At 73.3% G+C, this 23,150-nt stretch carries 23 protein-coding genes; 13 read left to right on the top strand and 10 right to left on the bottom strand.

Annotated elements, in window-relative coordinates:
* Positions 1–803 precede the first annotated feature (803 nt).
* The 3 genes from JOF41_RS14430 to JOF41_RS14420 are packed head-to-tail and all read left to right on the top strand — an operon-like array spanning position 804 to position 2,097.
* On the top strand, positions 804–1,343 hold the full coding sequence (locus JOF41_RS14430; RefSeq protein ID WP_189226711.1) for a DUF6292 family protein: 540 nt from the start codon (positions 804–806) through the stop codon (positions 1,341–1,343).
* On the top strand, positions 1,340–1,495 hold the full coding sequence (locus tag JOF41_RS14425) for a hypothetical protein (protein WP_189226712.1): 156 nt from the start codon (positions 1,340–1,342) through the stop codon (positions 1,493–1,495). Before JOF41_RS14430 ends, JOF41_RS14425 begins: the two co-directional genes overlap by 4 nt.
* A gap of 8 nt (positions 1,496–1,503) precedes the next feature.
* Positions 1,504–2,097, top strand: coding sequence for a GNAT family N-acetyltransferase (locus JOF41_RS14420; RefSeq protein WP_209619474.1), 594 nt, complete (start codon positions 1,504–1,506; stop codon positions 2,095–2,097).
* A gap of 76 nt (positions 2,098–2,173) precedes the next feature.
* Here the strand turns inward: JOF41_RS14420 and JOF41_RS14415 are convergent, their stop codons facing one another.
* Complete coding sequence (locus JOF41_RS14415) at positions 2,174–2,398, bottom strand: hypothetical protein (protein WP_189226714.1); 225 nt, start codon at positions 2,396–2,398, stop codon at positions 2,174–2,176.
* A gap of 292 nt (positions 2,399–2,690) precedes the next feature.
* On the opposite strand from JOF41_RS14415, the gene JOF41_RS14410 reads away from it, so the two are divergent.
* The 4 genes from JOF41_RS14410 (at position 2,691) to JOF41_RS14395 (ending at position 6,347) form a co-directional block, all read left to right on the top strand.
* A complete protein-coding gene (locus JOF41_RS14410; protein WP_189226715.1) occupies positions 2,691–2,918 on the top strand; it encodes a hypothetical protein in 228 nt (75 codons plus the stop codon).
* Between the two features lie 258 nt (positions 2,919–3,176).
* On the top strand, positions 3,177–4,052 hold the full coding sequence (locus tag JOF41_RS14405) for a glycoside hydrolase family 191 protein (RefSeq protein ID WP_307867411.1): 876 nt from the start codon (positions 3,177–3,179) through the stop codon (positions 4,050–4,052).
* 52 nt (positions 4,053–4,104) lie between these two features.
* A complete protein-coding gene (locus JOF41_RS14400) occupies positions 4,105–5,400 on the top strand; it encodes a nucleotide sugar dehydrogenase (RefSeq protein ID WP_189226717.1) in 1,296 nt (431 codons plus the stop codon).
* The gene (locus JOF41_RS14395; RefSeq protein ID WP_189226718.1) at positions 5,397–6,347 is read left to right on the top strand and encodes an NAD-dependent epimerase/dehydratase family protein; all 951 of its coding nucleotides are present in this window, start codon (positions 5,397–5,399) and stop codon (positions 6,345–6,347) included. Before JOF41_RS14400 ends, JOF41_RS14395 begins: the two co-directional genes overlap by 4 nt.
* 54 nt (positions 6,348–6,401) lie before the next feature.
* Here the strand turns inward: JOF41_RS14395 and JOF41_RS14390 are convergent, their stop codons facing one another.
* From JOF41_RS14390 to JOF41_RS14365, 6 genes are read right to left on the bottom strand one after another with little or no spacing between them, the layout of a single operon-like run.
* Positions 6,402–7,316, bottom strand: a complete 915-nt coding sequence (locus JOF41_RS14390; RefSeq protein WP_189226719.1) for an NAD-dependent epimerase/dehydratase family protein — start codon at positions 7,314–7,316, stop codon at positions 6,402–6,404.
* Positions 7,313–8,050 carry a sugar phosphate nucleotidyltransferase gene (locus JOF41_RS14385; protein WP_189226720.1) on the bottom strand — a complete coding sequence of 246 codons (738 nt, stop codon included), beginning with the start codon at positions 8,048–8,050 and terminating at the stop codon, positions 7,313–7,315. The genes JOF41_RS14390 and JOF41_RS14385 overlap by 4 nt, the downstream gene beginning before the upstream one ends.
* 33 nt (positions 8,051–8,083) lie before the next feature.
* Positions 8,084–9,442, bottom strand: a complete 1,359-nt coding sequence (locus JOF41_RS14380; protein WP_209619468.1) for a hypothetical protein — start codon at positions 9,440–9,442, stop codon at positions 8,084–8,086.
* Entirely contained in the window at positions 9,439–10,938 is a 1,500-nt protein-coding gene (gene pelF / locus JOF41_RS14375; RefSeq protein ID WP_209619466.1) for a GT4 family glycosyltransferase PelF, read from the bottom strand. Before pelF ends, JOF41_RS14380 begins: the two co-directional genes overlap by 4 nt.
* Positions 10,935–13,049, bottom strand: a complete 2,115-nt coding sequence (locus JOF41_RS14370; RefSeq protein ID WP_189226723.1) for an Agd3-related carbohydrate-binding protein — start codon at positions 13,047–13,049, stop codon at positions 10,935–10,937. The genes pelF and JOF41_RS14370 overlap by 4 nt, the downstream gene beginning before the upstream one ends.
* Positions 13,046–15,082, bottom strand: coding sequence for an Agd3-related carbohydrate-binding protein (locus JOF41_RS14365; protein ID WP_229796224.1), 2,037 nt, complete (start codon positions 15,080–15,082; stop codon positions 13,046–13,048). Before JOF41_RS14365 ends, JOF41_RS14370 begins: the two co-directional genes overlap by 4 nt.
* A 726-nt stretch (positions 15,083–15,808) precedes the next feature.
* Here JOF41_RS14365 and JOF41_RS14360 point away from each other — a divergent pair.
* Genes JOF41_RS14360 through JOF41_RS14340 form a run of 5 tightly spaced genes read left to right on the top strand, consistent with a single transcriptional unit; the run spans position 15,809 to position 20,646 of the window.
* Entirely contained in the window at positions 15,809–17,407 is a 1,599-nt protein-coding gene (locus JOF41_RS14360; RefSeq protein WP_307867410.1) for an ABC transporter substrate-binding protein, read from the top strand.
* Positions 17,401–18,378 (top strand): ABC transporter permease, encoded by a 978-nt coding sequence (locus tag JOF41_RS14355; RefSeq protein ID WP_229796226.1) that lies wholly within the window; start codon positions 17,401–17,403, stop codon positions 18,376–18,378. Before JOF41_RS14360 ends, JOF41_RS14355 begins: the two co-directional genes overlap by 7 nt.
* 8 nt (positions 18,379–18,386) lie before the next feature.
* Positions 18,387–19,208 (top strand): ABC transporter permease, encoded by an 822-nt coding sequence (locus tag JOF41_RS14350; protein WP_209619464.1) that lies wholly within the window; start codon positions 18,387–18,389, stop codon positions 19,206–19,208.
* The gene (locus tag JOF41_RS14345) at positions 19,205–19,999 is read left to right on the top strand and encodes an ATP-binding cassette domain-containing protein (RefSeq protein WP_209619462.1); all 795 of its coding nucleotides are present in this window, start codon (positions 19,205–19,207) and stop codon (positions 19,997–19,999) included. The genes JOF41_RS14350 and JOF41_RS14345 overlap by 4 nt, the downstream gene beginning before the upstream one ends.
* Positions 19,996–20,646 (top strand): ABC transporter ATP-binding protein, encoded by a 651-nt coding sequence (locus tag JOF41_RS14340; protein WP_209619459.1) that lies wholly within the window; start codon positions 19,996–19,998, stop codon positions 20,644–20,646. The genes JOF41_RS14345 and JOF41_RS14340 overlap by 4 nt, the downstream gene beginning before the upstream one ends.
* A 27-nt stretch (positions 20,647–20,673) precedes the next feature.
* Here the strand turns inward: JOF41_RS14340 and JOF41_RS14335 are convergent, their stop codons facing one another.
* Complete coding sequence (locus JOF41_RS14335; RefSeq protein WP_189226729.1) at positions 20,674–21,168, bottom strand: hypothetical protein; 495 nt, start codon at positions 21,166–21,168, stop codon at positions 20,674–20,676.
* 108 nt (positions 21,169–21,276) lie between these two features.
* Positions 21,277–22,221, bottom strand: coding sequence for an anti-sigma factor RsbA family regulatory protein (locus JOF41_RS14330; protein ID WP_209619456.1), 945 nt, complete (start codon positions 22,219–22,221; stop codon positions 21,277–21,279).
* Positions 22,222–22,417: 196 nt separating this feature from the next.
* Between JOF41_RS14330 and JOF41_RS14325 the strand changes: the two genes are divergently transcribed.
* Complete coding sequence (locus JOF41_RS14325) at positions 22,418–22,759, top strand: STAS domain-containing protein (RefSeq protein ID WP_209619454.1); 342 nt, start codon at positions 22,418–22,420, stop codon at positions 22,757–22,759.
* A gap of 14 nt (positions 22,760–22,773) precedes the next feature.
* On the opposite strand, the gene JOF41_RS14320 is transcribed toward JOF41_RS14325, so the two are convergent.
* A complete protein-coding gene (locus JOF41_RS14320) occupies positions 22,774–23,148 on the bottom strand; it encodes an EamA family transporter (protein ID WP_209619451.1) in 375 nt (124 codons plus the stop codon).
* Positions 23,149–23,150 lie beyond the last annotated feature (2 nt).

Here is a 23,150-nt window from a genome sequence, read left to right as displayed (position 1 = left end):
AATCCGTGGGAATCACTTTTCCCGAAATCAGCGACTCGCGATGGCCGCGAGACCCGAGTGGTCGGCGCGGTGGCGCTCGACGTGGTGACCGTCGAGGCGACCGCCGGCTCAACCCCGAGCAGGCGCTCGCGGTCGTGCGGGCGTGGCGCGGGTTGGTCTCAGGCGAGGGGAAATCCCTGCACAGCAACGGAACCATCGCGATGCGGTGTTCATTCAGGACGGACGACGAGTTCACCGACCTCGCGGGCCACGGCGTGCTGGGCGCGGTCGGGTAGGGCGACGTGGCCCGGCACGGGATTCCCGGCGGCTGCTCACTGCGGGACCTGCGCGCGGTCAAGGGTCCGGACCTGCTCGTCGAGGTCGAAGGAATCGCACCGCGACCGGAGAAGGAGTGACCACGCGGGACACGTCGGCCTCGATCCTCCTGCCGCCGCCGTACCTGCCGGTGCTGATGGTCACCGACGGCGAGTCGGTCGCCCCGCCTGCGGGCGACCCGGACCGGCACGACACGCTGTCGGCGGGGCCGCGTGGCCCGCCGCGAGCGCGTCACAGCGCTTCTGCCCCCGCTGCTGCCCGTGATGCGATACAGTGAGTGCGAGAGAGACCACTGCCCGCCTCCTGCGGGCTCTCCGGGTCGGTCCGATCCGGTTCTCCAGTCGAGGACGGGGAGCCGACAGCGCCGCCGGGGCATCGGGTCGTTCCCGCCACTGCCTCGTTCCGCGAACGCGCTTCCTCCGATCCCTCATCGGCCGCACGGCCGTCGAAGGGCTCTCCCACTCGACCTCCAGGCAGATGGAGCCCGCATGAGCCGAACCAGACCACTCGGACCGCGACGCGTTGACGACGCGGCCCTCCCGCAGGGCAGTGTCCTGCCCGCACAGCGGACCCACACCACCGTCCTGTCCGACGCGGCGGACGCCTTGTCGCGCGCCCTCGGTGATTACGTGCGGATGGTCGCGGAAGCGGTCGGCGTCCCCCGCGAGGGCACCACCTGCGAGGTCACCGACACGGTGACCGCCTACCTCGCGCTGAACTGCCGGTCCGCGCAGCACCCCGGCCGCGACCTCATGCTGGCCTGGAGCGCTTCGCAGGGATGGGTGCTCTCGGTCGAGACCGCACCGGCCGAACCGCCGGTGGTGCTCTCGCGGGCGGGTCGGGACCTGGTCCCGGCGCCGGGGGCGGTGGCCCGGTTCGTCGCCGAGTCGACCACCCCGCGCCCTCGGGAGCGGGCCTGCGCGGTCCTGCCCGCGCACGTGGACTGGTCCGACCTGGCCGAGCGCATGGAACGCCACACCCGTCCCGCACGGGACACCTCAACCGCATCGCGAAAGGAAAACCCATGACCCACAACGGAACCCGACTCACCCCGAACCGCGCCAACCCCGTCCACCCGGTCGTGTTCAGCCACTTGGACACCGAGATCAGGGCCGTCTCCCGCCAGTCGCGCGGTGTGCCGGCCGTGCGCTTCCAGCCGCTGCCCGCCTCCGGCAGGTGACGCGGGCCATGTCCTCCGACGACCCGAGCGCGCCGCCCCCGTCCGGGGTGATCGGAACCGACCGGCTGGTGCTGCGCCCCTGGCGCGTGGAGGACGCCGCCGCGGCGCTGGAGGTCTACGGCAGCGCGGAGGTCACCCGGTGGCTCAGCCCCGTGATGGACCGCGTGCCCGACCTGGCCGCCATGCGCTTGTTGCTCCAGCGGTGGATCGCCGAGGACGGCAGGCTCACCGCGCCCGCCGGGCGGTGGGCGCTCCACCGCGCTGACGACGACCGCGTGATCGGCGGAGCCGTCCTGCTGCCCCTGCCGCCGGGCGACGAGGACCTGGAGATCGGGTGGCAGCTGCACCCCGGCGCGTGGGGCGAGGACTACGCGGGTGAGTGCGCGTTCGCCTTGGCCCGGCTGGCCTTCGAGCACGGCGTTGACGAGGTGTTCGCCGTCGTCCGGTCCGACAACGCGCAGGACGCCGCGGCGATCCGCAGCAACGGCATGTACTGGGTCGGCGAGACGCGCAAGTACTTCGGACTGGAGTTGCAGGTGTACCGGCTGCGCGCGGCGGACCTCGACCGCGCGGCCCCCGAAGGGCACCGGCCGCCGCGCTGAGCGGTTCGCGTCGTCGCCCGGCACCGGGCGCACGTGCCGCGGCGACGGGCGGAGAAGTGTCCGGTGTGGACGCCGATCAGGCGGGAACGTGCCGATCGTGCGGTGCGGTGTCCGGGTCCGCGCCCGGCAGGCCCAGCATGGACAGCAGTTCCCGGCGGTCGTTCGCGTCGAGCGAGTGGTTCGCCACCGTGCGGCCTGCCCGGATCTGGCGGGCCGCCTCGGCCCGCTGGGCGGCGGAGCGCGTCTCGGCGAAGTCCGCGGCGGCGCCTCGGGACCGGTTCGGACGTCCGTCCGGTGTCATGCGGGTTCCCCTTCTGCTGCGGGTTGACCTCGACGTGCGGCGAGGTCGGGATCGTCCGCCGGGCCCGTGGGCGCGGCGGGACCGCTCCACCCGCGGGTCGCGGGAGTCGAGGGGAGTGGTGGTGCGAGCTGGCGGTCCGGCGACAAGCCGGTGCTCCCGTCCCCGGCCGGAACCACCGGACCGGACTGGATCGAGGACTGCGGCGGCGGGATGCCGACGCCTCGTACCCCGACGGGCCGACTGTACCGCACGGCGGGTCGATCCGGCGGCCCCGGAGCAGTACGTTCTGGCCATGTCAGGAGAATTCGGCGGTCCGGAACTGGCCCCCACGCTGTCCGAGTGGCTCAAGGCCAGGCAGGAGACCGAACGGCACCTGGCGGGCGCGACGCCGCCGATCGACGCCCAGTGGGCGCAGCGGCTGGCCGACCTGCTGGCCACCGAGCGGTCGTGGCAGGAGCAGTACACCGACCTCGTCGCGCTCGGCAGTCGGGGTGGTCGGTTCCCCCGCTCCAACCGCTGACGGCACCACCGCCGGGGAGCGCTCGTGGCGGGCGATTCGCCGCACCGGGTCCGGCTCTTTCCGGAACTCGCGCGAATGCGTGGCGACGCCCATTCCGGCAGCCCGAGAAATGCGGTGCCGCGGTGTCCGAATGGGCGGTCGCGCAGTTCGCGGCGGATGCTCGCGCGGCGGCACGGACTGCCCTCAACGGACCATTGATCCGGTGATCGGCGTCGGTACTGTTGAGCTGTGGCGAATCGCCTCCTGCTCGGAGCTATCGTGGTTTTCCCGCTACTGCTGCCGGGCGCGGCGGTCGGCTGCGGTGCGGAGGTCCCGGTGCCGCCAGACGCGCGCGGGTTCGTCTACCAGTTGCAGGGCTACCAGGACGGCGGGCTCGACGCTCTGGCCGCCGCGCCGTTCCGGTACGCCGTCATCGACCTGGCGCGCGACGGCGGGGACGGCTACTTCAGCGCCGAGGAGGTCGGCGCGCTGAAGAAGTCGGGCAAGCGGGTGCTGGCCTACTTCGAGATCGGCTCGATCGAGTCGTTCCGGCCCGACTACGCCGCCATCCGCGACGACCGCGCGGACCTGCTGCTCAACGAGTGGCCCAGCTGGCCCGGCGAGCACTTCGTGCGGTACTGGGACCAGCGCTGGTGGGAGCTGGGCGTGCGACCGCGCGTGGACCGGGCGCTGGCCGCCGGGTTCGACGGGGTCTACCTGGACACCCCGCTGGCCTACGAGGAGATCGACCTGGCGCTGGTGCCCGGCATCGGGCGCGAGGAGCTCGGCCGCCGGATGGTCGAGCTGATCGCCAGGATCAGCGCGCACGGCAAGCGGACGGACGCGGATTTCCTGGTCTACCCGCAGAACTCGCCGGAGCTGCTGCACCACCACGGCTACCTGGAGGCGGTCGACGGCATCGGCGTGGAGGAGCTGTTCTTCCGCGCCACCGACGAGCCGTGCGCGGCGGACTACTGCGCGCAGAACCTGGCCGAGACGAGAAAGCTGCGCGCCGCCGGGAAGACCGTGCTGGCGGTGGACTACGCGGTGCGCCCGGAGAACGTGGAGAGGGCCTGCCGGGCGTACCGCGAAGAGGGTTTCGAGGGCTACGTGTCGGTGCGGGAGCTGGATCGGATCAGCGCCCCGTGCCGGTGAACCGTGGCGCGCACCGAGTGAGGGAGTGGTTGTGGCGGAGGAGTTACCGGGAATGCGTCGGATCGGCATCATGGGGATGGGGTACGTCGGCCTGACGCTGGCCGCGGCACTGGCCCGCAAGGGCTACGAGGTGCACGGCGTGGACACGCAGGCAGCGGTGCTGGACTCGCTGTCGCGCGGTCGTCCGCACATCTTCGAGCCCGGCGTCGAAGAGGTCTTCGGGGAGTGGGTAGGCAAGCGCATCTTCCTGTGGCCGGAGCTGCCCGAGGACGTGGACGCGGCGATCATCTGCGTGTCCACGCCGGTGGACGAGGCCGGTCGCGAGCCGTACCTGGGCAACCTGGCCGCCGCCGCCGAGCACATCGCCAAGCGGTGCTCGCCGCGGACGCTGGTGGTGGTGCGCAGCACCGTGCCGGTGGGCGCGACGCGGTCGGTGGTGCTGCCCCGGCTGGTCGACGCGTGGGGTTCGGCGCGGCTGGTGATGGCGCCCGAGCGGACCATCCAGGGGCAGGCGCTGCGCGAGCTGGTCGAGCTGCCGCAGGTGGTCGGCGGGCTGGACGAGGAGAGCCTGCGGCTGGGCCTGGAGCTGTTCGGCGGCCTGGCCGCCCAGCTGGTGCCGGTGTCCACCCTGGAGACGGCCGAGCTGGTCAAGCTGACCAACAACTGCCACACCGACGTCATCTACTCCTTCGGCAACGAGGTGGCCCGGCTGACCGAGCGGCTCGGGCTGGACCCGCTGGAGGTGATCCGGGCGACCAACCTGGACTACCCCCGGCCCAACATCGCCAAGCCCGGCTACGTCGGCGGCGGCTGCCTGTCCAAGGACCCGTACATCCTGATGTCCAGCGCCGACCGGACCGGCTACGTGCCGCCGCTGGTGCGCGCGGCGCGCCAGGTCAACGAGGACACGCCGGTGCACGTCGCGGGCCGCGTCGTGGAGCTGATGGGCGCGGCGCGCGAGCGGACCCTGCTGGTGCTGGGCTGGGCCTACAAGGGCTGGCCGCCCACCGACGACATGCGCGGCACGCCCATCGCGTCGATGATGCCGGTGTTCGCCGAGGCGGGCGTGCGGGTGCTGGGCCACGACCCGCTGGTGAGCGCGGAGGTGATCCGCCGCTACGGCGGCGAGCCGGTCGACCTGGCGGCCGGGTTCGCCGCCGCCGACGCGGTGCTGGTCATCACCGACCACCCCGAGTACCGGCGGCTGGACGTCGACGCGCTGCTGCCGGGATCGGGCGTGCGCCTGGTCTACGACTCCTGGCGCGTCCTCGACGCGGAGCGGGTGACCCGGCACGGCGTCCGCTACGCGGGCCTGGGCTACGAGCCCGTCGAGGAGGCGGCCGGATGAGGCACCTGGTTCTCGGCGGCGCCGGGTTCATCGGCGTCCACCTGACCCGCAGGCTGCTGGCCGACGGGCACGAGGTGACCATCGTGGACGACTTCTCGCGCGGCAGGCGGGACCCGGAGCTGGACGAGCTCGGCGTGCCGGTGATCTCCGCGGACCTCACCGATCCCGCGTCGCTGGACGGCGTGCCGCACGAGTTCGAGCGGGTGCACCTGCTGGCCGCGGTGGTCGGCGTGCGCAACGTCGAGCGCGACCCGGCGCGCGTGATCAACGTCAACACCCTGGCCGTGCTCAACGCGCTGCGCTGGGTCGAGCCGCACCAGAAGCTGTTCTTCGCCTCCACCAGCGAGACCTACGCGGGCGGGGTGGACGCGGGTGTGGTGCCGGTGCCCACCGGCGAGGACGTGCCGCTGGTGGTGCAGGACGTCACCTCGCCGCGCTTCGCCTACGCGGTGAGCAAGATGCTCGGGGAGGCGGCGGTCGTGCACACCGGCCGCGCCAAGGGCGTGCCCGTGGTGGTCGGCCGCTTCCACAACGTCTACGGCCCTCGGATGGGCGCCGACCACGTGATCCCGGAGCTCTCGCTGCGCGCGATCCGCCGCGAGGACCCGTTCCGGGTCTACGGCACCGACCAGTTCCGGGCGTTCTGCCACGTGGACGACGCGGTGGACGCGGTGGTGCGGCTGGTGGAGGCGGAGGACGCGGCGGGGCGGATCGTCCACATCGGCAACGACTCCGCCGAGACCAACATCGGCGAGCTGGCCGAGCTGGTGCTCAAGATCGCCGGGCACAGCCCCGAGCTGGAGCGGGTGCCCGCGCCGCCGGGCTCGGTCCACCGCCGCTGCCCGGACCTGACCAGGCTCCGCGCGCTGACCGGGTTCGAGCCGGAGGTGTCGCTGGAGGACGGTGTTCGGCGGACCTTCGAGTGGTACCGGGACAACTGGGCTTGATCCCCGCGTGGGTGAAAATGCCGCTCCACCGGCATTTTCACCCACGCAGCCAGGTCAGAGCCCCGCCCAGACGTCGCGCACGGACGCCGCCAGCGAGTGCCGCGGCGACCATCCCAGCGCACGCCGGGTCCTGGTCAGGTCCGCCGCGATCCAGGACACCGCGCCGGAGCGGGCGGGAGCCGGGTCGGACTCGACGACCTGGCCGGTGAAGCCCGCGGTCTCGGCCAGCAGCTTGACCGCCTCGCGCACGGTGACCGCGTTCCCGCTGCCCACGTTGAGCACCGGCTCCGGCGGCGTGGCCACCAGCGCCGCCGCGGCGACCGCCTCGGCCACGTCGCGCACGTCGACGAAGTCGCGGAACGCGCCCAGCGGGCCGAGCACGACGTCCCCGCCGCTGACCAGCGCCGCGCGGATCGCCTCCGCCGCGCGGCCCAGCACGGTGCCAGCGGGCATCCCGGCGCCGATCGGGTTGAACACCCGCAGCACCACCGCGTCCAGCCGCCCGGCGGCGACGGCCGAGCGCACCAGCGAGGTGCCCGCCAGCTTGGTGATCCCGTAGGGCGCCACCGGGTTCGCGGGCGCGTCCTCGGCGACCGGGATGCCGTCGGGCACCACCCCGTACTCCGCCGCCGAGCCGAGCGAGACCAGTCGCGCGGCGGGCGCGGCGGCGGGGATGGCGTCGAGCAGGTGGGCGGTGGCCGTGACGTTGGCCGCCACCAGCTGCGCCGTGCTGCCGTCCAGCGCGCCGGTGCAGTTGACCACCACGTCGGGCGCGGTCGCCGCCAGCACCCGCGCCAGCTGCTCCGGTGGGCCGTGCACGAGGTCGTGGCGCACCCACCCGGCCTCCTGCGGGGCGGTGCGGCCCACCCGGACCACCGCGACCTCCCCCGGACCGGCCGACAGCGCCGCGGCCACCTGCCTGCCCAGGTAGCCGGTAGCGCCGAACAGCAGCACCTTGACCGGGCTCACGGGGCGTCCACCGGAGCGGCGCGCCGACCGGGCAGCAGCGCCGAGCGCACCTGCTCGAAGCAGCGGTTGGCCTCGTCGTAGTCGTCGGGGCGGCCGATGTCGAGCCAGTAGCCGCCGAACTCGTAGGCGGCGGGCTCCTCGCCGCGCGCCAGCAGGTCCAGCACCAGCTCGTCCAGCCCGAAGGGGACGCCGCGTGGGTACGGCGTGAGCGTCTTGCGGGACATCGCGTACACGCCCATGCTGACGCCGTAGGACAGCACGGGCTTCTCGACGAACTCCACGATCCGGCCCCGGTCGGTCTCCAGCGTGCCGAAGTCGATCTTCACCTTGCGCTGGTAGGTGGCCACGGTCAGCGGCGCCTTGGTGGCCACGTGGTGGTCCAGCAGTGCCACGTAGTCCAGGTCGGTGAGCACGTCGCCGTTCATCACCAGGAAGTTCTCGGGCAGCTGGTCGACGAAGTTGAGCAGCGGTCCGATGGTGGACAGCGGCTTCTTCTCCTCGGCGTAGTCGACCGCGATGTCCCACTTGGACCCGTCGCCGACGAACGCGCGGATGAGCGCGCCGAGGTGGCCGATGGCCAGGGTGGCGCGCTGGAAGCCGTGCGCCTTGAGCTGTTGCAGGATGATGTCCAGGATCGCGTACTCCTCCCCGATGGGCACCAGCGGCTTGGGCAGCGCCGTGGTGTAGGGGCGGAGTCGCACCCCCTGGCCGCCTGCGAGTATGACCGCGTGCATCAGATCACTCCCTTGTCATAAGTGGTGCCGATGTCATAAGTGGTGCCGAACTTGCCCGACGCTCCCGCGGAGCGCCCCCAGCATGAGAACCGGCAGTACCGCGCTGCCCACCAGGAACACCGGCACGTGGCCGTGCGGACCCCAGGCGTCCGCCGCGGTCTCGGCCACCGCGACGCAGGCGAGCAGCACACCGGAGGCGATGGCCAGCGGCCGGGCCGGACCACCGGTGCGGATCAGCACGAAGCCGAGGAAGAACGCGCCGCCGAGCAGGACGTGCCCGTCGATCAGCAGCGCGCCGTGCAGGGTGAGCGCGCCCGCCCACCGCAGGACCAGCAGGAGCAGCAGGGCGAACGCGCCCAACGCCACCAGGCAGGTGGTCAGCTCGCGCAGCAGCACCCGCCACACCGCCCGCTGGAACTGCGCGGGCCGCAGGTCGCCCCGGATCAGGTCGTCGGCCTGCTCGAAGACCCGGTTGGCCCGCCACTCGACCACGCCCATGCCGAGCACCAGCGGCGCCGCGGCCACCGCGAGGTCCACCGCCCCCAGCACGTAACGCGCGTCGGTGTAGAGCAGGAAAGCCGCGCACGCCGCCGCGTAGGCCGCGTTGGGCAGCGCGCCGCGCGCCAGCGCCGACCGCGTCGGCGGCCGGACGCCGTCGGCGTCGCGGGTGCCCCGAGTGGCGCGCCAGGCGAGCGCGAGCGCGAACAGCACCGAGACGCCGCCGAACAGCAGCACCACGGGGGCGAAGGCGTCGTCGTAACCCGATGCCAGGTGCACCAAGCCCGCCAGTCCCGCGGGCAGCATCGCCGCCAGCAGCAGCGGCTGCTCGCGGTGGAAGAGCAGAATCCCGTACGCCGCTTGGACAGCCGCTTGCGCCACGGCGAACAGGACCAGTGGCAGGCCGCCGCCCCACGGCAGGAGCGCGACCGCCCCGGCCAGCACCGCGGTCACGCCGATGCCGCTCATCACCCGCTGCGCCCGGTCGGCGCTGCCCGCCGCGCCGAGGCCGAGCAGCTGGTGCGCCACCCAGCTCGTGCCCGCGCCCCACACCCAGCCCACCGCGGTCGCGAGCACCATCCCGCGCGCCATGACCGGTCCGCCCAGCACGGCGAACACCGCCGGGTAGACCGCCGAGGGCATCAGGTACAGCAGGCCGTGCGCCGCGTCGTGCCAGGAACGCCGCGGCAGCGGGGTTTCCGGAGCGGGGACGGGGGTGTGCGGCAGCCGCTGGAAGACCTCCTGCGCCAGCGCGAACACGTCGGCCGCCCCGTACTGCTCGACGGCCGCCTGGTCGGTGACGCCCTGGCTCTCCAGCAGCGCGGCGACCTGCAGCTCGTCCACCGGTGCGGGCAGCAGCGGCTGGACCCGCCCGACCAGGTCCGCGACGCTCATCCGGACCTGCCCAGCAGCGCGAGCTCGGCGTAGCGGGCCTGGTAGCTGTCGTTCCAGCGCTGGAGCGTGAAGTTCTCCATCACCCGCTGCCGCGCCCGCTGCCCCAGCTCGCGCCGCAGGCCGCCGTCGGTGAGCAGCCGCAGGCACGCCCGCGCCACCGCGGCGTGGTCGCGCGGCGGCACGACGAAACCGGCGTCCCCCACCGCCTCGGACACGCCGCCCACGTTGGTGCAGACCGTGGCCCGGCCGGTGGACATCGCCTCCACCACGCTGAACGGGAAGCCCTCGGACACGCTGGTCAGCGCGACCAGGTGGCCTGCGTGGTAGGCGTCGACCTGTTTGGGGATCAGCCCCTCGAAGACCGCCGAGCCGGACAGCCCCAGCTCCTCCACCAGCGCGACGCAGCTCGCGTGGTAGCCGCGGTTGGCCGCGGTCACCGGGCCGAACATGCGCAGCCGCGCCTCGGGCAGCTCCCGGCGCACCAGCCCGAACGCGCGGATCAGCGTGTGCAGGTCCTTGAGCGGGTCGATCCGGCCGACGAACACGATCGTCGGCACGTCCGGTTCCCCTTGGGCCACCGGGAAGTCCTCCGGGTCGATGCCGTTGTACATGGTGCGCATCCGCTTCTCGTCGGCGCCGTTGCGCAGCTGCCAGCGCCGGTTGTAGCTGGAGTGCGGGGTCAGCATGTCGCAGCAGCGGTAGGCCGCCCCGGCCAGCGCGCGGTGGAAGCTCAGCAGCAGCACCTTGACCGGCTGGGGCAGCGGCTCGGCGACCATGCCCAGGTACCGCTCGCGCAGGTAGACACCGTGCTCGGACATCAGCACCGGGGTGCCGTAGGCCCACTTGCTGGCCATCGCCACGAGCGCGCTGACCCCGTTCATCGCCAGGTGGCACACGTCCGCCCGGATGGGCGGGTGGAACAGCGGTCGCAGCAGGTGCGCCAGCAGGTCGGTCGCCATCGCCGCGTCGCGCAGGGACAACCGGGTGCCCGCCTCGGCGGCGACGTCGATCAGCCTGCCCACCGCGTCGTTGGAGGTCAACGCAGGCTCCGGGTCCGCTGACCGGGACAGGTCGAACAACCGCCGCAGCGCGGCCAGCAGCGCGTCCGCGCTGTCCGCGGTGTGCGGCACGAACGACCGGAGGAGAGCTTCGTGGGCGGCGGTGAAGTCCGCGGAGCGACTTCTTTTCCGCCGCCGGGGTCTGCCCCACAGCGGCAGGTTCACCACCTCCACCAGGTTGTCCGGCGCGGGCCACGTCGGCCGTTCGGAGCCGTCGACGGTCAGCGCGACGGCGGTGAAGGCGTGCTCGGGCATCCCGCGCACGAGCTGGTCGCACCACAGGCTCACCCCGCCGGGGTGGAACGGGTAGGTGCCCTCGGAGATGAGCGCGATCCGCAGCGCCCTGGTGCCCGCTCCGGCGCCCGCTCCGGTGTCCGGCCGGATGTTCGTGGTCTGCGCGGGGCCGGTGATCGCGCCCCGGTGCTGGGAGGTGGTCATGGGCGCGGGCTCGCCATCAGGGTGACCCGCTCGCCACCGGTCAGGCCGACCCGCGCCACCGGGTCGGAGCCGTAGGTCTCGCCCTCGTCGGCGGAGCGCTGGTCCTCGTCGGTGGCCGGGCGCTGCTGCACCCCGGTGAGGAACAGCGCGCCGTCGGCGCCGGGGACGTAGTCGATGGCGCCGGTCGCCCGGTTCCACACCGCGTCCCGGCGGGTCGACAGCTCCGCGAAGTGGGCGTTGCGGCCCTGCACGTACCCCGCCAGCGCGAGCCAGTCCGGGTTCTTCAGCGGAACCCGGTAGTAGGCCGCGTACTTGTCCACGGTGGCACCGATCCAGTCGAACGCGAGGCTGCGCCCCGGCGCGTGTTCGTGCAGGTTGCCCTGGTGCAGGGTGTGGGCGTAGGCGGAGCCGCTCACCAGGTGGCGCAGGGCCACCTCGGCTTCGGCGTCCACGAACTGCTCGTAGGTCAGGTCCTGGTCGGCGTGGTCGGGCGCGCGGCCCTCGCGGCCGTACTCGGCGTTGTAGAGGACGGTCTGCTCCTCGGGCGTGGTCGCCTCGAAGGCGACGTTGGTGGGCCAGTCGGGCACGACGAACAGCTCCGGCCGCAGCGGGTGGTCGATGCCGCAGTTGAAGCAGGCCGGGCGGTGGCTGTCGAAGGACATGTTGCCCTGCACGTACCGCACGCCCAGGTCGTGCGCGGCGTCGAGCATGGCCTTGTTCGACGCGGCCAGCCCGAAGTCCGTGGGCGGGTCGAGCGACTGCGGGTCGGGGTTGTAGACGCCCAGCCCGGAGTACTCCGGGGTCTTGAGCACGGTGGGCGGGACCGGCAGCCCGGCCGCGGCGGCGATCTCCAGGTTCGTGCTGATCTCGGTGCGGCTGACGTCGTAGGAGGTGTCGTTCATCTGCGGGTGGGTCGAGGTGTGGTTGATCCACCGGAACTGGTCGACCAGCCGCTTGGAGCAGCTGCTCAACGGGTCCGGCGTGTCCTTCTCCTCGCACGTGGCGGGCGCGCTGGTGTTCAACCTGCTGCCGTTGTAGGGCAGGTTGAGCGTGAAGGCCGACGCCACCGGGCTCCGCTCGCGCAGGGCGCGCTGCTGGGCGGCGACCGAGGCCGCTTCCGCGCCGCTGAGCCGGAACAGGTCCTTGCCGCCGTCGGCGCGCAGCCGCAGCGTGGCGTTGAACCAGTCGTCGACGTCGACGCTGAACCAGTGCCGGTGCTCGCCGAGCAGCACACCGTGCGTGGCCCAGCGCACCATGCCGTAGCCCAGCAGCAGCGCGGACATCGAGTCCGGCCCGGTGGCGAAGGTCAGCGCCAGGCGCTCGCGCCCGTCGGGCGCCTTGGCGACCACCGCGACCACGTCGTCCCCGGCGGAGAGCAGCGCTTGCCCCGCGCAGCCCTCCGCCAGGCGGGCGCGGTAGAGGTGGGAGTCGGACAGCGGGATGCGGGCCTGCGGGGCCAGGTAGTCGAACAGGTCCTGACCGGCCGGGGTGAGCGTCAGCGGCACCGGGTCCCGGCCCACCGGTCCCTCCCCGCGGATGCGCAGGCAGTGGTCCTCCGGCGTGGTGCCGGGGTAGGTGTTCAGCGAGACCTGGCGGACCCGGTACTCGCGCTCGTAGTCCCACAGCACCGCCCACTGCGCGTCGTCCAACGCGCTGGCGTACGCGCCGTCGGCTTGCTGGCGCAGCAGGGCGTTGTTGGTCAGCAGCACGGCGTTGTACCGGCCGGTGCCGTCGGGGTGCACCAGCCGCTGCGGCACCAGCGGCTCGGTGCCCGCGAGCAGCACGTCGTAAGGCGAGCCGATGCCGTCCAGCACCGCCTTCCAGGTGGCCAGGCCGAAGTCGTCCGGGCCGGTGGCGACCACCAGCTGCCGCAGCGCCACCAGGTCCCCCCGACCCGCCGCGCCCCGCGGCGGGTCGGTCAAGCGCACCGGCACCTGCTGCTTGGCCGCGACCGGCACCGGGACCGGCGGGGGCGCCGCGCCGTCGCGCGACGGCGCGGCGCCCCCTGGACCGGGACTGGACGGGCTCACCGCGGTGATCACCCCGATGGCCAGCGCGAGAGCGGCCAGCAGGGGTCCGCGCAGCCCCAGTCGTGATCGGGACGCGGTCATGCGCGGGGCGTCGCCGTGGCCACGAGCTGGGTCCCGGCGGTGATCGGGAGCTGCACCACGGTGTCGGTGCCGTACCGGTCGGTGGTGCCCGCGGTGGAGGTCACGCCGGTGAGGAACAGCGAACCGGTCGTGGCCGGGGTGAAGGTGACGCTGTTGGTTCCCTTGTCCCACACCGCGTCCCGCTTGGCGGCCAGTTCGGCGAAGTGCGCGGTGCGCGCTTTCACGTAGGTGGACAGCGCGGGCCAATCCGGGTTCCGCAGCGGCACCTGGTAGTTGGCGGCGTATTTCGCCACGACCGCCTGCAGCCAGTCGAAGGTCAGGCTGCGGTTGGCCGCGTACTGCCTGAGGTTGCCCTGGTGCAGGGTGTGCGCGTAGGCCGAACCGCTCATGACGTGCTGCAGCGCCACGTCCGATTCATAGTCGAGCAATTCGGCGTAGGTGAGGTTGTGGTCGTGGTAGGGGAACCTGCCCTGCGGCCCGTACATCTGGTTGTAGAACAGCGTTTCCTCGGCGGGCGCGGTGGTGTGGTAGCCGATGTTGGTCGGCCAGTCCGGCACGACCATGATGGAGGACTTCAAGGGGTGGTACAGACCGCAGTTGAAGCAGCTCGGTCGGTGGCTGGTGAACGACATGTTGCCGTGCAGGTAGCGCACGCCCAGGTCGTGCGCGGCGTCGAGCATGGCCTTGTTCGACGCGGCCAGGCCGAAGTCCGTCGGCGGGTCGGTGTCGGGGGCGTTGGGGTCGGGGTGGTAGACACCCAGCCCGGAGTAGGCGGGGGTCTTGAGCACGTCGGTGGGCACGGTCAGCCCGGCCTGCCTGCCGATGGTGAGGTTGTCGCCGATCTCGGCGCGGCTGACCGCGTAGTTGGTGGCGTTGAGCTCGGGGTGGTTCACCGTGTGGTTGAGCCACCGGAAGTTGCCCGACAGGCACTTGGAGTAGCTGGTCAGCGAGTCCGGGGTGCCCGTCGAGCTGCACAGCGAGGGTGCCTCGGGGACGAGGTCGCCGCCGTTGTAGGGCAGGTTCAGGGTGAAGCCCGCCGCCTGCGGGTAGGCCGCGCGCAGGGCGTTCTGCTGGGCGTGGGTGCCGTTGGCGTCCGAGCCGCTGAGCCGGAAGCCGGGATCGGTCTCCAGCCGCCCGTCGGGGTGCAGGTGGTCGCTGGAGTTGAACCAGTCGTCCACGTCGACGTTGATCCAGTGCCTGCGCTCGCCCACGAGGACCCCTCGGGTGGCCCAGCGCAGCAGGCCGTGCCCCAGCATGTCGGTCTGCGCCAGGTGCTCGTTGGAGGAGAAGGTCAGCGCCGCGCGCTCGCGTCCGTCGGTGGAGGTGCTGACCACGCCCAGCGCGTGACTGCCCGTGGTCAGCAGCGCCTGTGCGTCGCAGCCGGGGGCGAGGGTGGACCGGTAGAGGTAGGAGTCCCGGATCGGCACCGTCGCGGAGGACTTGAGGTAGTCGAAGAACCGGGCGCCCGTGCTGGTCAGCGACGCGTTGAGCGGACCGCCGACGCCGCCCTCGATGCCGGGGCGCAGGCAGTAGTCCTCCGGGAAGGTTCCCCACGAGGTGTAGAGGGAGACCTGGCGCACCCGGTAGGCGCGCTCGTAGGCCCACAGCGCCTGCCACTCGTCGGTGTTGAGCGCGCTGGTGTAGCCGCCCGCGCCGTCGGGGTGCAGCAGGGCGTTGTCGGTCAGCAGGATGGCGTTGTAGCGGCCCACGCCGTCGGGGCGCAGCAGCCGCTCACCGGTCAGCGGTTGGCTCCCGGCCAGCAGCACGTCGTAGGGGGTGCCCGCGCGGTCCAGCACGGCCCGCCAGGTGGGCAGGCCGAAGTCGGCCGAGTCCAGCGCGATCACCAGCACGCGCAGCGCGACCTTGTTCGGCTCGGCGGCGGCGGTGTTCGCGCTGGACGCGGGGGGAGTGCTCTTGGTCGGGGGGAGGGCGCCGTCCGACACCGCCAGCTTCGGCGGCGCGGGGGCCTTCGGCCGGGCGACGTCGCCCAGGATGATCCCGTGTCTGTGTCTGTCCGGGGCGCTTGCGTGCACCGCTGGTGGTAGTGCCGTCGCGGTGGCCACCACCGTTGCCAACAATGACGCGGTCCACTTCGCGCGCACGCGTGAGGTAACCACGGTGTGATCCCTTCGGGAAGTCGTTGAATTCCGTACTTCTGCGGATTTCCCCGCTCTTCCGGGGCGGTTCCGCTGCCTCCCCGCTCGTCGGGGAGGGCGTGCAGAGCTGGTGGCGACCCTCGGCGGTTATTCCCGGTCGGTTGTCCCATCGGTCTCCGCGGGGCACTGGGCGAAGTGGTGCGGCGGAGCATCCGAGAGCATCCGACCTCCCCCTGTTCAGGGCATCTCGGGACGCGCAAAGAGAAGATATGCGCGATCCGCAGGAGGGGGTACCGCGCTTCGCTCGATATTCCTTTTGTTTTCAGGAGTAGCGGCGAGAGCCGAACGGCCCACCGGAGCCCTGGGGCCGGATGGCGAACTCGGCGGTAACCGGACCCCTTATTCCGCACATTTCGTCAAAATTTCCGAGACGCCCGGCGGGTGCCGGCGGATGTGTGATCCGCCGTCTTTACCGGCCCGCCCGACGCCCGCGCACGTCCTTTATCGAGACGTGACTGTTGCGGTACCGGTTCGTGGCACAAACAGTCCGCGGGGAGCGCGGTGCGCCCCGGCGGGGTGGTGTGAGTTGGCTCTCAGGTCGCCCAGTCGCGTTGGGCTGCTTGTTACGAATAGCTGGCAACAGCGGGACGAGGGGGCGGTGTGGTGCGCGGGTTCACCCGGAGTGCGGCGGTGCTGTCCGCGGCGGCGGTCGTGGCGGCGGGGTGCACGGGAGGCGCCGACGGCGCGGCGGGCCCGGCCCCGACCGAGCTGAGGCTGGCCATCGGCGGCGAGTCCGAGGAGGGCTACGACCCCACCCTGGGGTGGGGCCGCTACGGGGCGCCGCTGTTCCAGTCCACGCTGCTGACCCGCGACGCCGACCTCGGCATCGTCAACGACCTGGCCACGAACCACTCGGTGAGCCCCGACGGTCTGGTCTGGACGGTCGACATCCGGACCGACGCCGAGTTCACCGACGGCACGCCGCTGACCGCGCGCGACGTCGCCTACACCTTCACCACCGCCGCCAGGAGCGGCGGCCTGACCGACGTGACCGCGCTGAAGGAGGCCGTCGCGGTCGACGACGACACCGTCGAACTCCGGCTGACCGCACCGCAGAGCACGTTCGTGAACCGGCTGGTGTCGCTGGGAATCGTGCCCCATCACGCCCACGGCCCCGATTACGCGCGCAAGCCGGTCGGCTCCGGACCGTTCGTCCTGGAGCAGTGGGACGAGGGCCAGCAGCTGATCGTCCGGCGCAACGACGGCTACTACGGCGCCAAGCCCGCCTTCGAGCGCGTCGTGTTCGTGTTCACCGGTGAGGACGCCACCCTGGCGGCGGCCAGGTCCGGCCAGGTCGACGTGGCCGCGCTGCCCTCGTCGCTGGCGGGCTCACCGGTGCCCGGCATGGAGCTGGTGCGGGTGACCTCGGTGGACAACCGGGGGATCATGTTCCCCTACGCGCCCGACACCGGCCGCAAGAGCGCCGCAGGCCACCCCATCGGCAACGCCGTGACCTCCGACAAGGCGGTGCGCCAGGCGGTCAACGCGGCGCTGGACCGCCGGGCGCTGGTGGACGGCGTGCTGGCCGGGTTCGGCAGCCCCGCCACCGGCCCGGTCGACGGGCTGCCCTGGCACGAGCCCGCCTCGGCCGTGCCGGACAACGACCCCGACCGGGCGCGGCAGCTGCTGGAGTCCGCGGGCTGGACCGACGCCGACGGCGACGGCACCCGCGAGCGCGGCGGTGTGCGCGCGGAGTTCACCCTGCTCTACCCGGCGGGCGACTCGTTGCGGCAGGGCCTGGCGCTGGCCGTGGCCGACATGCTCGAACCGGTCGGCGTCGCGGTGACGGCCAAGGGGGAGAGCTGGGAGGTCATCCGCACCCGGATGCACGCCGACGCCGTGCTGTTCGGCTGGGGCAGCCACGACCCCACCGAGATGTTCAACCTGCACCACTCGGCCCTGGCGGGCACCGAGCTGTGGAACCCCGGCTTCTACGCCAGCGCCGAGGTCGACGCCCACCTCGACGCCGCCATGGCCGCCACCGACCCCGAGCAGGCCACCGCGCACTGGAAGGCCGCGCAGCACGACGGCCGGGGCAACGGCTTCGGCCCGGCCGCCGACGCGGCCTGGGCCTGGCTGGTCAACCTGGAGCACACCTACTTCGTCGACTCCTGCCTGGACGTGGGCGAGCCCGGCGTCGAGCCGCACGGCCACGGCTGGCCGATCACCTCGGGCATCGTCGGCTGGCGCTGGAAGTGCTGACCGCGCTGGCCAAGCGCCTTGGCAGGCTGGCGCTGCTGCTGGCCGCGGTCGCGGTGGCGTCGTTCGCCCTGATGGTCAACTCGCCGGTCGACCCGGTCGCCGCCTACGTCGGCGGCGACGTGGCCGCGCTCGGGCCGCAGCAGCGGGCGCTGATCGTCGAGCGGTGGGGCCTGGACGACCCGGCGCCCCAGCGCTTCCTGACCTGGCTGGGCAACCTGGTGCGGGGCGACTTCGGGCACTCGCTGACCTTCAACCGGCCGGTGCTGGAGGTCATCGGCGACAAGTTCCTGACCAGCCTCGCCCTGATGGCCCTGGCCTGGCTGCTGTCCGGCCTGCTGGGGTTCGCGCTGGGCGTGGTGGCGGGCGTGCGGCAGGGACGTGCCGCGGACCGGGTGATCACCTGGTGGGCCTACACCCTGGCCTCCGCGCCCACCTTCTGGGTGGGCCTGCTGCTGCTCTACGTCTTCGCGGTGAGCCTGAACTGGGCGCCGGTGTGCTGCGCGGTGCCGATCGGCGTACCCGCCGCGGAGGTCGGCCCGCTCGACCGGCTGCACCACCTGGCGCTGCCCGCGATCACCCTCAGCGTGGTGGGCGTCGCCCCGGTGGTCCTGCACACCCGGCAGGCGGTGGTCGCCACGATGGCCTCCGACCACGTGGCGTTCGCCAGGGCGCAGGGCGACCGGGGGCTGGGCCTGGTGCTGCACCGGGTGGTGCGCAACGCCGCCGCGCCCGCGCTGCTGCTCCAGTTCGGCTCGCTGGGCGAGCTGTTCGGCGGGTCGGTGCTGGCCGAGCAGGTGTTCTCCTACCCCGGTCTCGGCGCGGCCACCACGACCGCGGCACTGGGGCAGGACGTGCCGCTGCTGCTGGGCATCGCGCTGTTCACCACGGTGCTGGTGTACGCGGGCAACGCCATCGGGGACCGCGTGCACGCCGTGGTCGACCCGCGGGCCGACCACCGGAGGTGGCGGTGAGCAGCGGGATGAGGTGGGACCGTCGCGGGAAGACGCTGGTCATGCTGGCGCTGTCGGTGCTCGTCGTGGCCGCCGTGGTGATCGCGGGCGCGGTGGCGGAGGAGGCCGCGCGGACCACCGCGCTGGCCGAGCGCAACGGCCCGCCCTCGGTCGCGCACTGGTTCGGCACCGACTGGCTGGGCCGCGACGTGCTGGCCAGGGTGCTGGCGGGACTGCGGCTGAGCCTGGTGGTGGGCACGTCGGCCGCGGTGGTCTCCGCGGTCATCGCGCTGGTGCTGGCCTGCGCCGCCACGATGGGCGGGCCGCGGGTGGACGCCGCGGTGGGCTGGCTGGTGGACCTGTTCCTGGCGCTGCCGCACCTGGTGCTGCTGGTGCTGCTGGCCTTCGCGCTGGGCGGCGGCACCCAGGCGGTGGTGATCGCGGTGGCGGTGACCCACTGGCCGACCCTGACCAGGGTGCTGCGCGGCCAGGCCAGGCAGGTGGTGGGCTCGGACTACGTGGCGGTCGCCGCGCAGTTGGGCCGAGGCCGGTGGTGGATCGCGCGCGAGCACGTCGCCCGGCACCTGGTCGGGCACTTCCTGGTCGGCACCGTGCTGCTGTTCCCGCACGCCATCCTGCACGAGGCGGCGCTGTCGTTCCTGGGCCTGGGCGTGGACCCGGCGGAGCCCTCGATCGGCGTGCTGCTGGCCGAGTCCATGCGCTTCCTGTCGGCGGGCGCGTGGTGGCTGGCCGTGCTGCCGGGCGCGTGCCTGCTGCTGGTGGTCAAGGCGGTGGACGGGATCGGCGAGAACCTGCGCGCCCTGCTCGACCCGAGGAGCCACCACCGGTGACCGCGCTGCTGGAGATCGACGCGCTGGGCGTCTCCTTCGACCAGTACGACCGGGGGCTGCGCCGCCGCACCGTGGTCGCGCTGTCCGGGATGGACCTGACCGCGCACCGGGGGGAGCTGGTCGCCCTGGTCGGCGCCAGCGGGGCGGGGAAGACCCTGCTCGCGCACGCCGTGCTGGGGATGCTGCCGCCCAACGCCACCGAGACCGGCGAGATCCGGTTCGACGGCAGGCCGCTGGACGTTCCCGCGCGGCGCGCGCTGGCGGGCCGGGAGGTGGCGCTGCTGCCGCAGTCGGTGACCTTCCTGGACCCGGTGGTCCCGGTCGGCCGCCAGGTGCGCCGCTCGGCCGAGCTGGCGGGCCTGCCCGACCCGAGGGCCGCGGCCACCGCCGCGCTGGCCACGCGCGGGCTGGGCCCGGAAGTGGCCCGGATGCACCCGCACCAGCTCTCCGGCGGCATGGTCCGGCGCGTGCTGGCCGCGATGGCGATGATGGCCGACCCGAGCCTGGTGCTGGCCGACGAGCCCACGCCCGGCCTGCCCGAGGAGGCGGTCCGCGCGGTGCTGGCAGACCTGCGCCGCACCGCCGACGAGGGCCGCGCGGTCGTGCTGATCACCCACGAGCTGTCCGGGGCGCTGGAGGTGGCCGACCGCCTGGTGATCTGCCGCGAGGGTCGCACCGTGGACGAGGCCCGACCGGCGGACTTCCGCGGCGGCGGACCGTCCCACCCGTACACCAGGGCGCTGTGGCGGGCGTTGCCCGCCAACGGGTTCGGACTGCCGGAGGACGCATGACGCTGCAGGCGCGGGACGTCTGGTTCCGCTACGGCCCGCGAGACCCGTGGGTGGTGCGCGGCGTGTCGCTGACCGTGGCGGCGGGGGAGGTGGTGGGGCTGCACGGGCCCAGCGGCGCGGGCAAGAGCACCCTGGCCAGGCTGCTGGCCGGGATGGTCGCGCCGAGCCGGGGGCAGGTCACCGTCGACGGCCACCCACCCCGACCGAACCGGCGCGAGCGACGCCCGAACCCGGTGCAGCTGGTCTTCCAGCACGCCGAGCTGGCGGTGGACCCGCTGTGGAAGGTGCGCGCCACCCTGGCCGAGACCGGTGCCCCGGACGAGGTGATCGCCGCGCTGGACCCGGAGCTGGTCCCGCCCCGGCTGCTGGACCGCTTCCCGCACGAGATCAGCGGCGGGGAGGCCCAGCGGGTCACCCTGGCCAGGGCGCTGCTGGCCAGGCCGCGCTTCCTGGTGGCCGACGAGATCACCGCCAACCTCGACGCGATCACCCAGGCGGGCCTGTGGCACTCGCTGCTGGCCGCGGTCCGGGCGGAGGGCATCGGCGTGCTGGCGATCTCCCACGACCGCCCCCTGCTCGACGCCGTCGCCGACCGCGTCCTCGACTTCGCCGACCTCTCCCGCGGAGCACGCGCCGGGACGCCGTGACGCCCTCGCTCCACCCCGCGGGGCTGGTCAGTTGGCGGTGGAGCCGAGGGGTTCCTGGAACAGCACGGCGGGCGCGCTCGCGCGGCGCTGCGGGGCGACCACGACCGGCGCGGTGAGCACCGGCGCTGAGTCCACCGCGGAGTCCGTCCTGGCGTCCACCGCGGCATCGGCCAGGAAGTCCACCGCGGGGTTCGCGCCTGCGTCCACCGTGGACTTCCGGCGCGAGTCCACCGTGGACTTCGGGGCAGGAGCCTGCGCGCTCGTGGTGGGCGCGGCCAGTTGCTGCTGGGCCTGGGCGATCCACAGCAGCCACATGCCCTCGTCGCGGTGACCGCGGAACTCCGCCTTCAGCCCGGCCAGCGCGCCACGCGCGCGAGCGGCCAGCACGGGGTCTTCGCGCACGGCGGCCCACGTGGCCCGCGCGGCCGCGTCCCTGGCCTTCACCAGGTGCCGAACTTGTTCGGTCAACTCCCGCGCGGACAGGGCAGACCACGCCGCTGCGATCTTCTGTGCCTTGTTCACGACGTCATCCTCTCCGAAGAGAAGCCCTCGACGCCGCAACTGTGCAATGTAATCAACACCTCGTTTTGAATCCGGCCCGAACGGGAACTAATGGGAACTCCCTGGCGTTCAGCGATGGGCGAAGCGCACCCTGGTCGTGGTGCCCTCCGGGGTGGTGTGCGTGCGCACGAGGTCGGCGAGGTGGTTGACCAGCAGCAGGCCCCGTCCGCGTGGCTGCTCCGGTGGCGCGGGCCTGCGCCCGGCCAGCGGGTCGGTGATGTGGCCGCGGTCGCTGGCCTGGCAGAACAGGTGCGTCCGATCGGCCCAGAGCCAGGCCGTGCCGGTGCCGCCGCCGTGCAGCACGCTGTTGGCGGCCAGTTCGGTGACCACCAGGCGCACCTCGTCCACGCGGTCCGGCGGGAAACCCAGCTCGCGGGCGTGCTCGGTGGCCAGCGCGCGCAACCGGGCCGCGGGACGGGGCGAGGACAGGTCGACCGGGGTGGCGTGCGCGGGAGGGGGCGGCAGCGGGCGGTTGTAGGCCCGCACCACGTGCTCGGGCGCGTAGTGGTCGCTGGCGCGCTCCACGCCCCCGTCGATGAGCACCGGGTGGGTCATCTCGGCGTCGCGCAGGGCCTGCCCGCTGAGCCCTCGCACGTCGTACGGGCACAGGATGGCCACGTCGCGGCCCGCGAAGGAGTAGTTGATCAGCGCTTCGTGCTGGGCGCAGGCGGGGTACTCGGCGGCCGAGCGCAGCGGCCAGATCGGCTCGCCGACCAGGCGCACCCGCCGACCCCGGTGCGGGTCGGCGAACGCGCGCAGCACGCCGGGGATGATCCGACCGGGATTGCGGCCCACTCGCGTCATGTCCAGCCAGCGCACCCGCTCGGCGGCCGGGCCCAAGGCGGCGCGCAGCGCGGCCAGCCGAGGAGCGGGCACCGCGACGGCCACCGGCTCGTCGCGCGCCAGCCCCTCGGTGATGAACGGGACGACACTTCCGAGGTAGTCGTCCTCGCCGCGGTAGAACAGGGCGGGATGCGTGAAGGGGCCTGTGTGCGGAGCAGGTGCGGTGGTCATGGCATTCCGCTTCACGGGGAGGACGGTTCACCCCATGCGGTGCGCCCGCCGGTGGGAGGGGACCAGGGGTGGCCCGTTCATTGACGGTAACACAGGGCGCGCGGGTCACCCGGTCGCCGCGGGTGGCCGGACCAGCGGCCGGCGTGGTCGACTGGCCTCCGACGGGACGTGTGAGGGGGTGGCGGTGGAGGAGCGGGTGCAGTTGTCGATCGACGTCGACGACCGCGGTGGTGGCGGGCCGGTGGTGGTGGCGGTCGCGGGAGAGCTGGACTTCGCCACCACACCGGCGCTGCTCGACGCCGCGGTGCCGCTCGCCGAGGCGGGCCGCGAGCTGGTCCTGGACCTGGACGGCCTGGTGTTCTGCGACTCCAGCGCCCTCAGCGCGCTGGTGCGCCTGCACAAGGCGGCCACCGGCTCGGGTGGCTCGCTGCTGCTGGCCCGTCCGCGCAGCGCGGTGCTGGCGGCGTTGCGGATGGCCACGCTGGACCGGCTGTTCGCCATCAGCGACGGTCCGCCGCCCGGCGGTGCGCGCCGCTGACCGCCGGGCGCGGGTTACCGACCGCCGACCCCCTCGGGCGTCCAGGATGGCGGCGCGATCCGGCGCGCGACCGCGGGCTGGCCCAGCAGCACGCCCACCAGCACCAGCGCGAGCCCCAGGTGCCGGCGACCGGTCAGCGCCTCGCCCGCCAGCAGCGTCCCCAGCAGGACGCCGGTCACGGGGTTGAGCAGGCCGATGAGGCCGACCGCGCCCGTGCCCAGGTGCCGCAGGCCGGTGAACCAGGCGGTGAAGCCCAGCGCGGTGGCCACCGCGCAGAGGTAGCCGAAGCCGAGCAGGCCGCCGGGGGTGAGCGTCGGGGGAGCGCCCTCGACCACGAGCGCGGGCACGATCAGCACGCCGCCGTCCGCGAGCAACTGCCAGGCCGTCATCG

The organism is Saccharothrix coeruleofusca, from assembly GCF_017876325.1.
Lineage (GTDB): Bacteria > Actinomycetota > Actinomycetes > Mycobacteriales > Pseudonocardiaceae > Actinosynnema > Actinosynnema coeruleofuscum.
The sequence above is the reverse complement of the archived record's forward strand: the minus strand, read 5'-3'. Positions and strand labels throughout refer to the sequence as shown.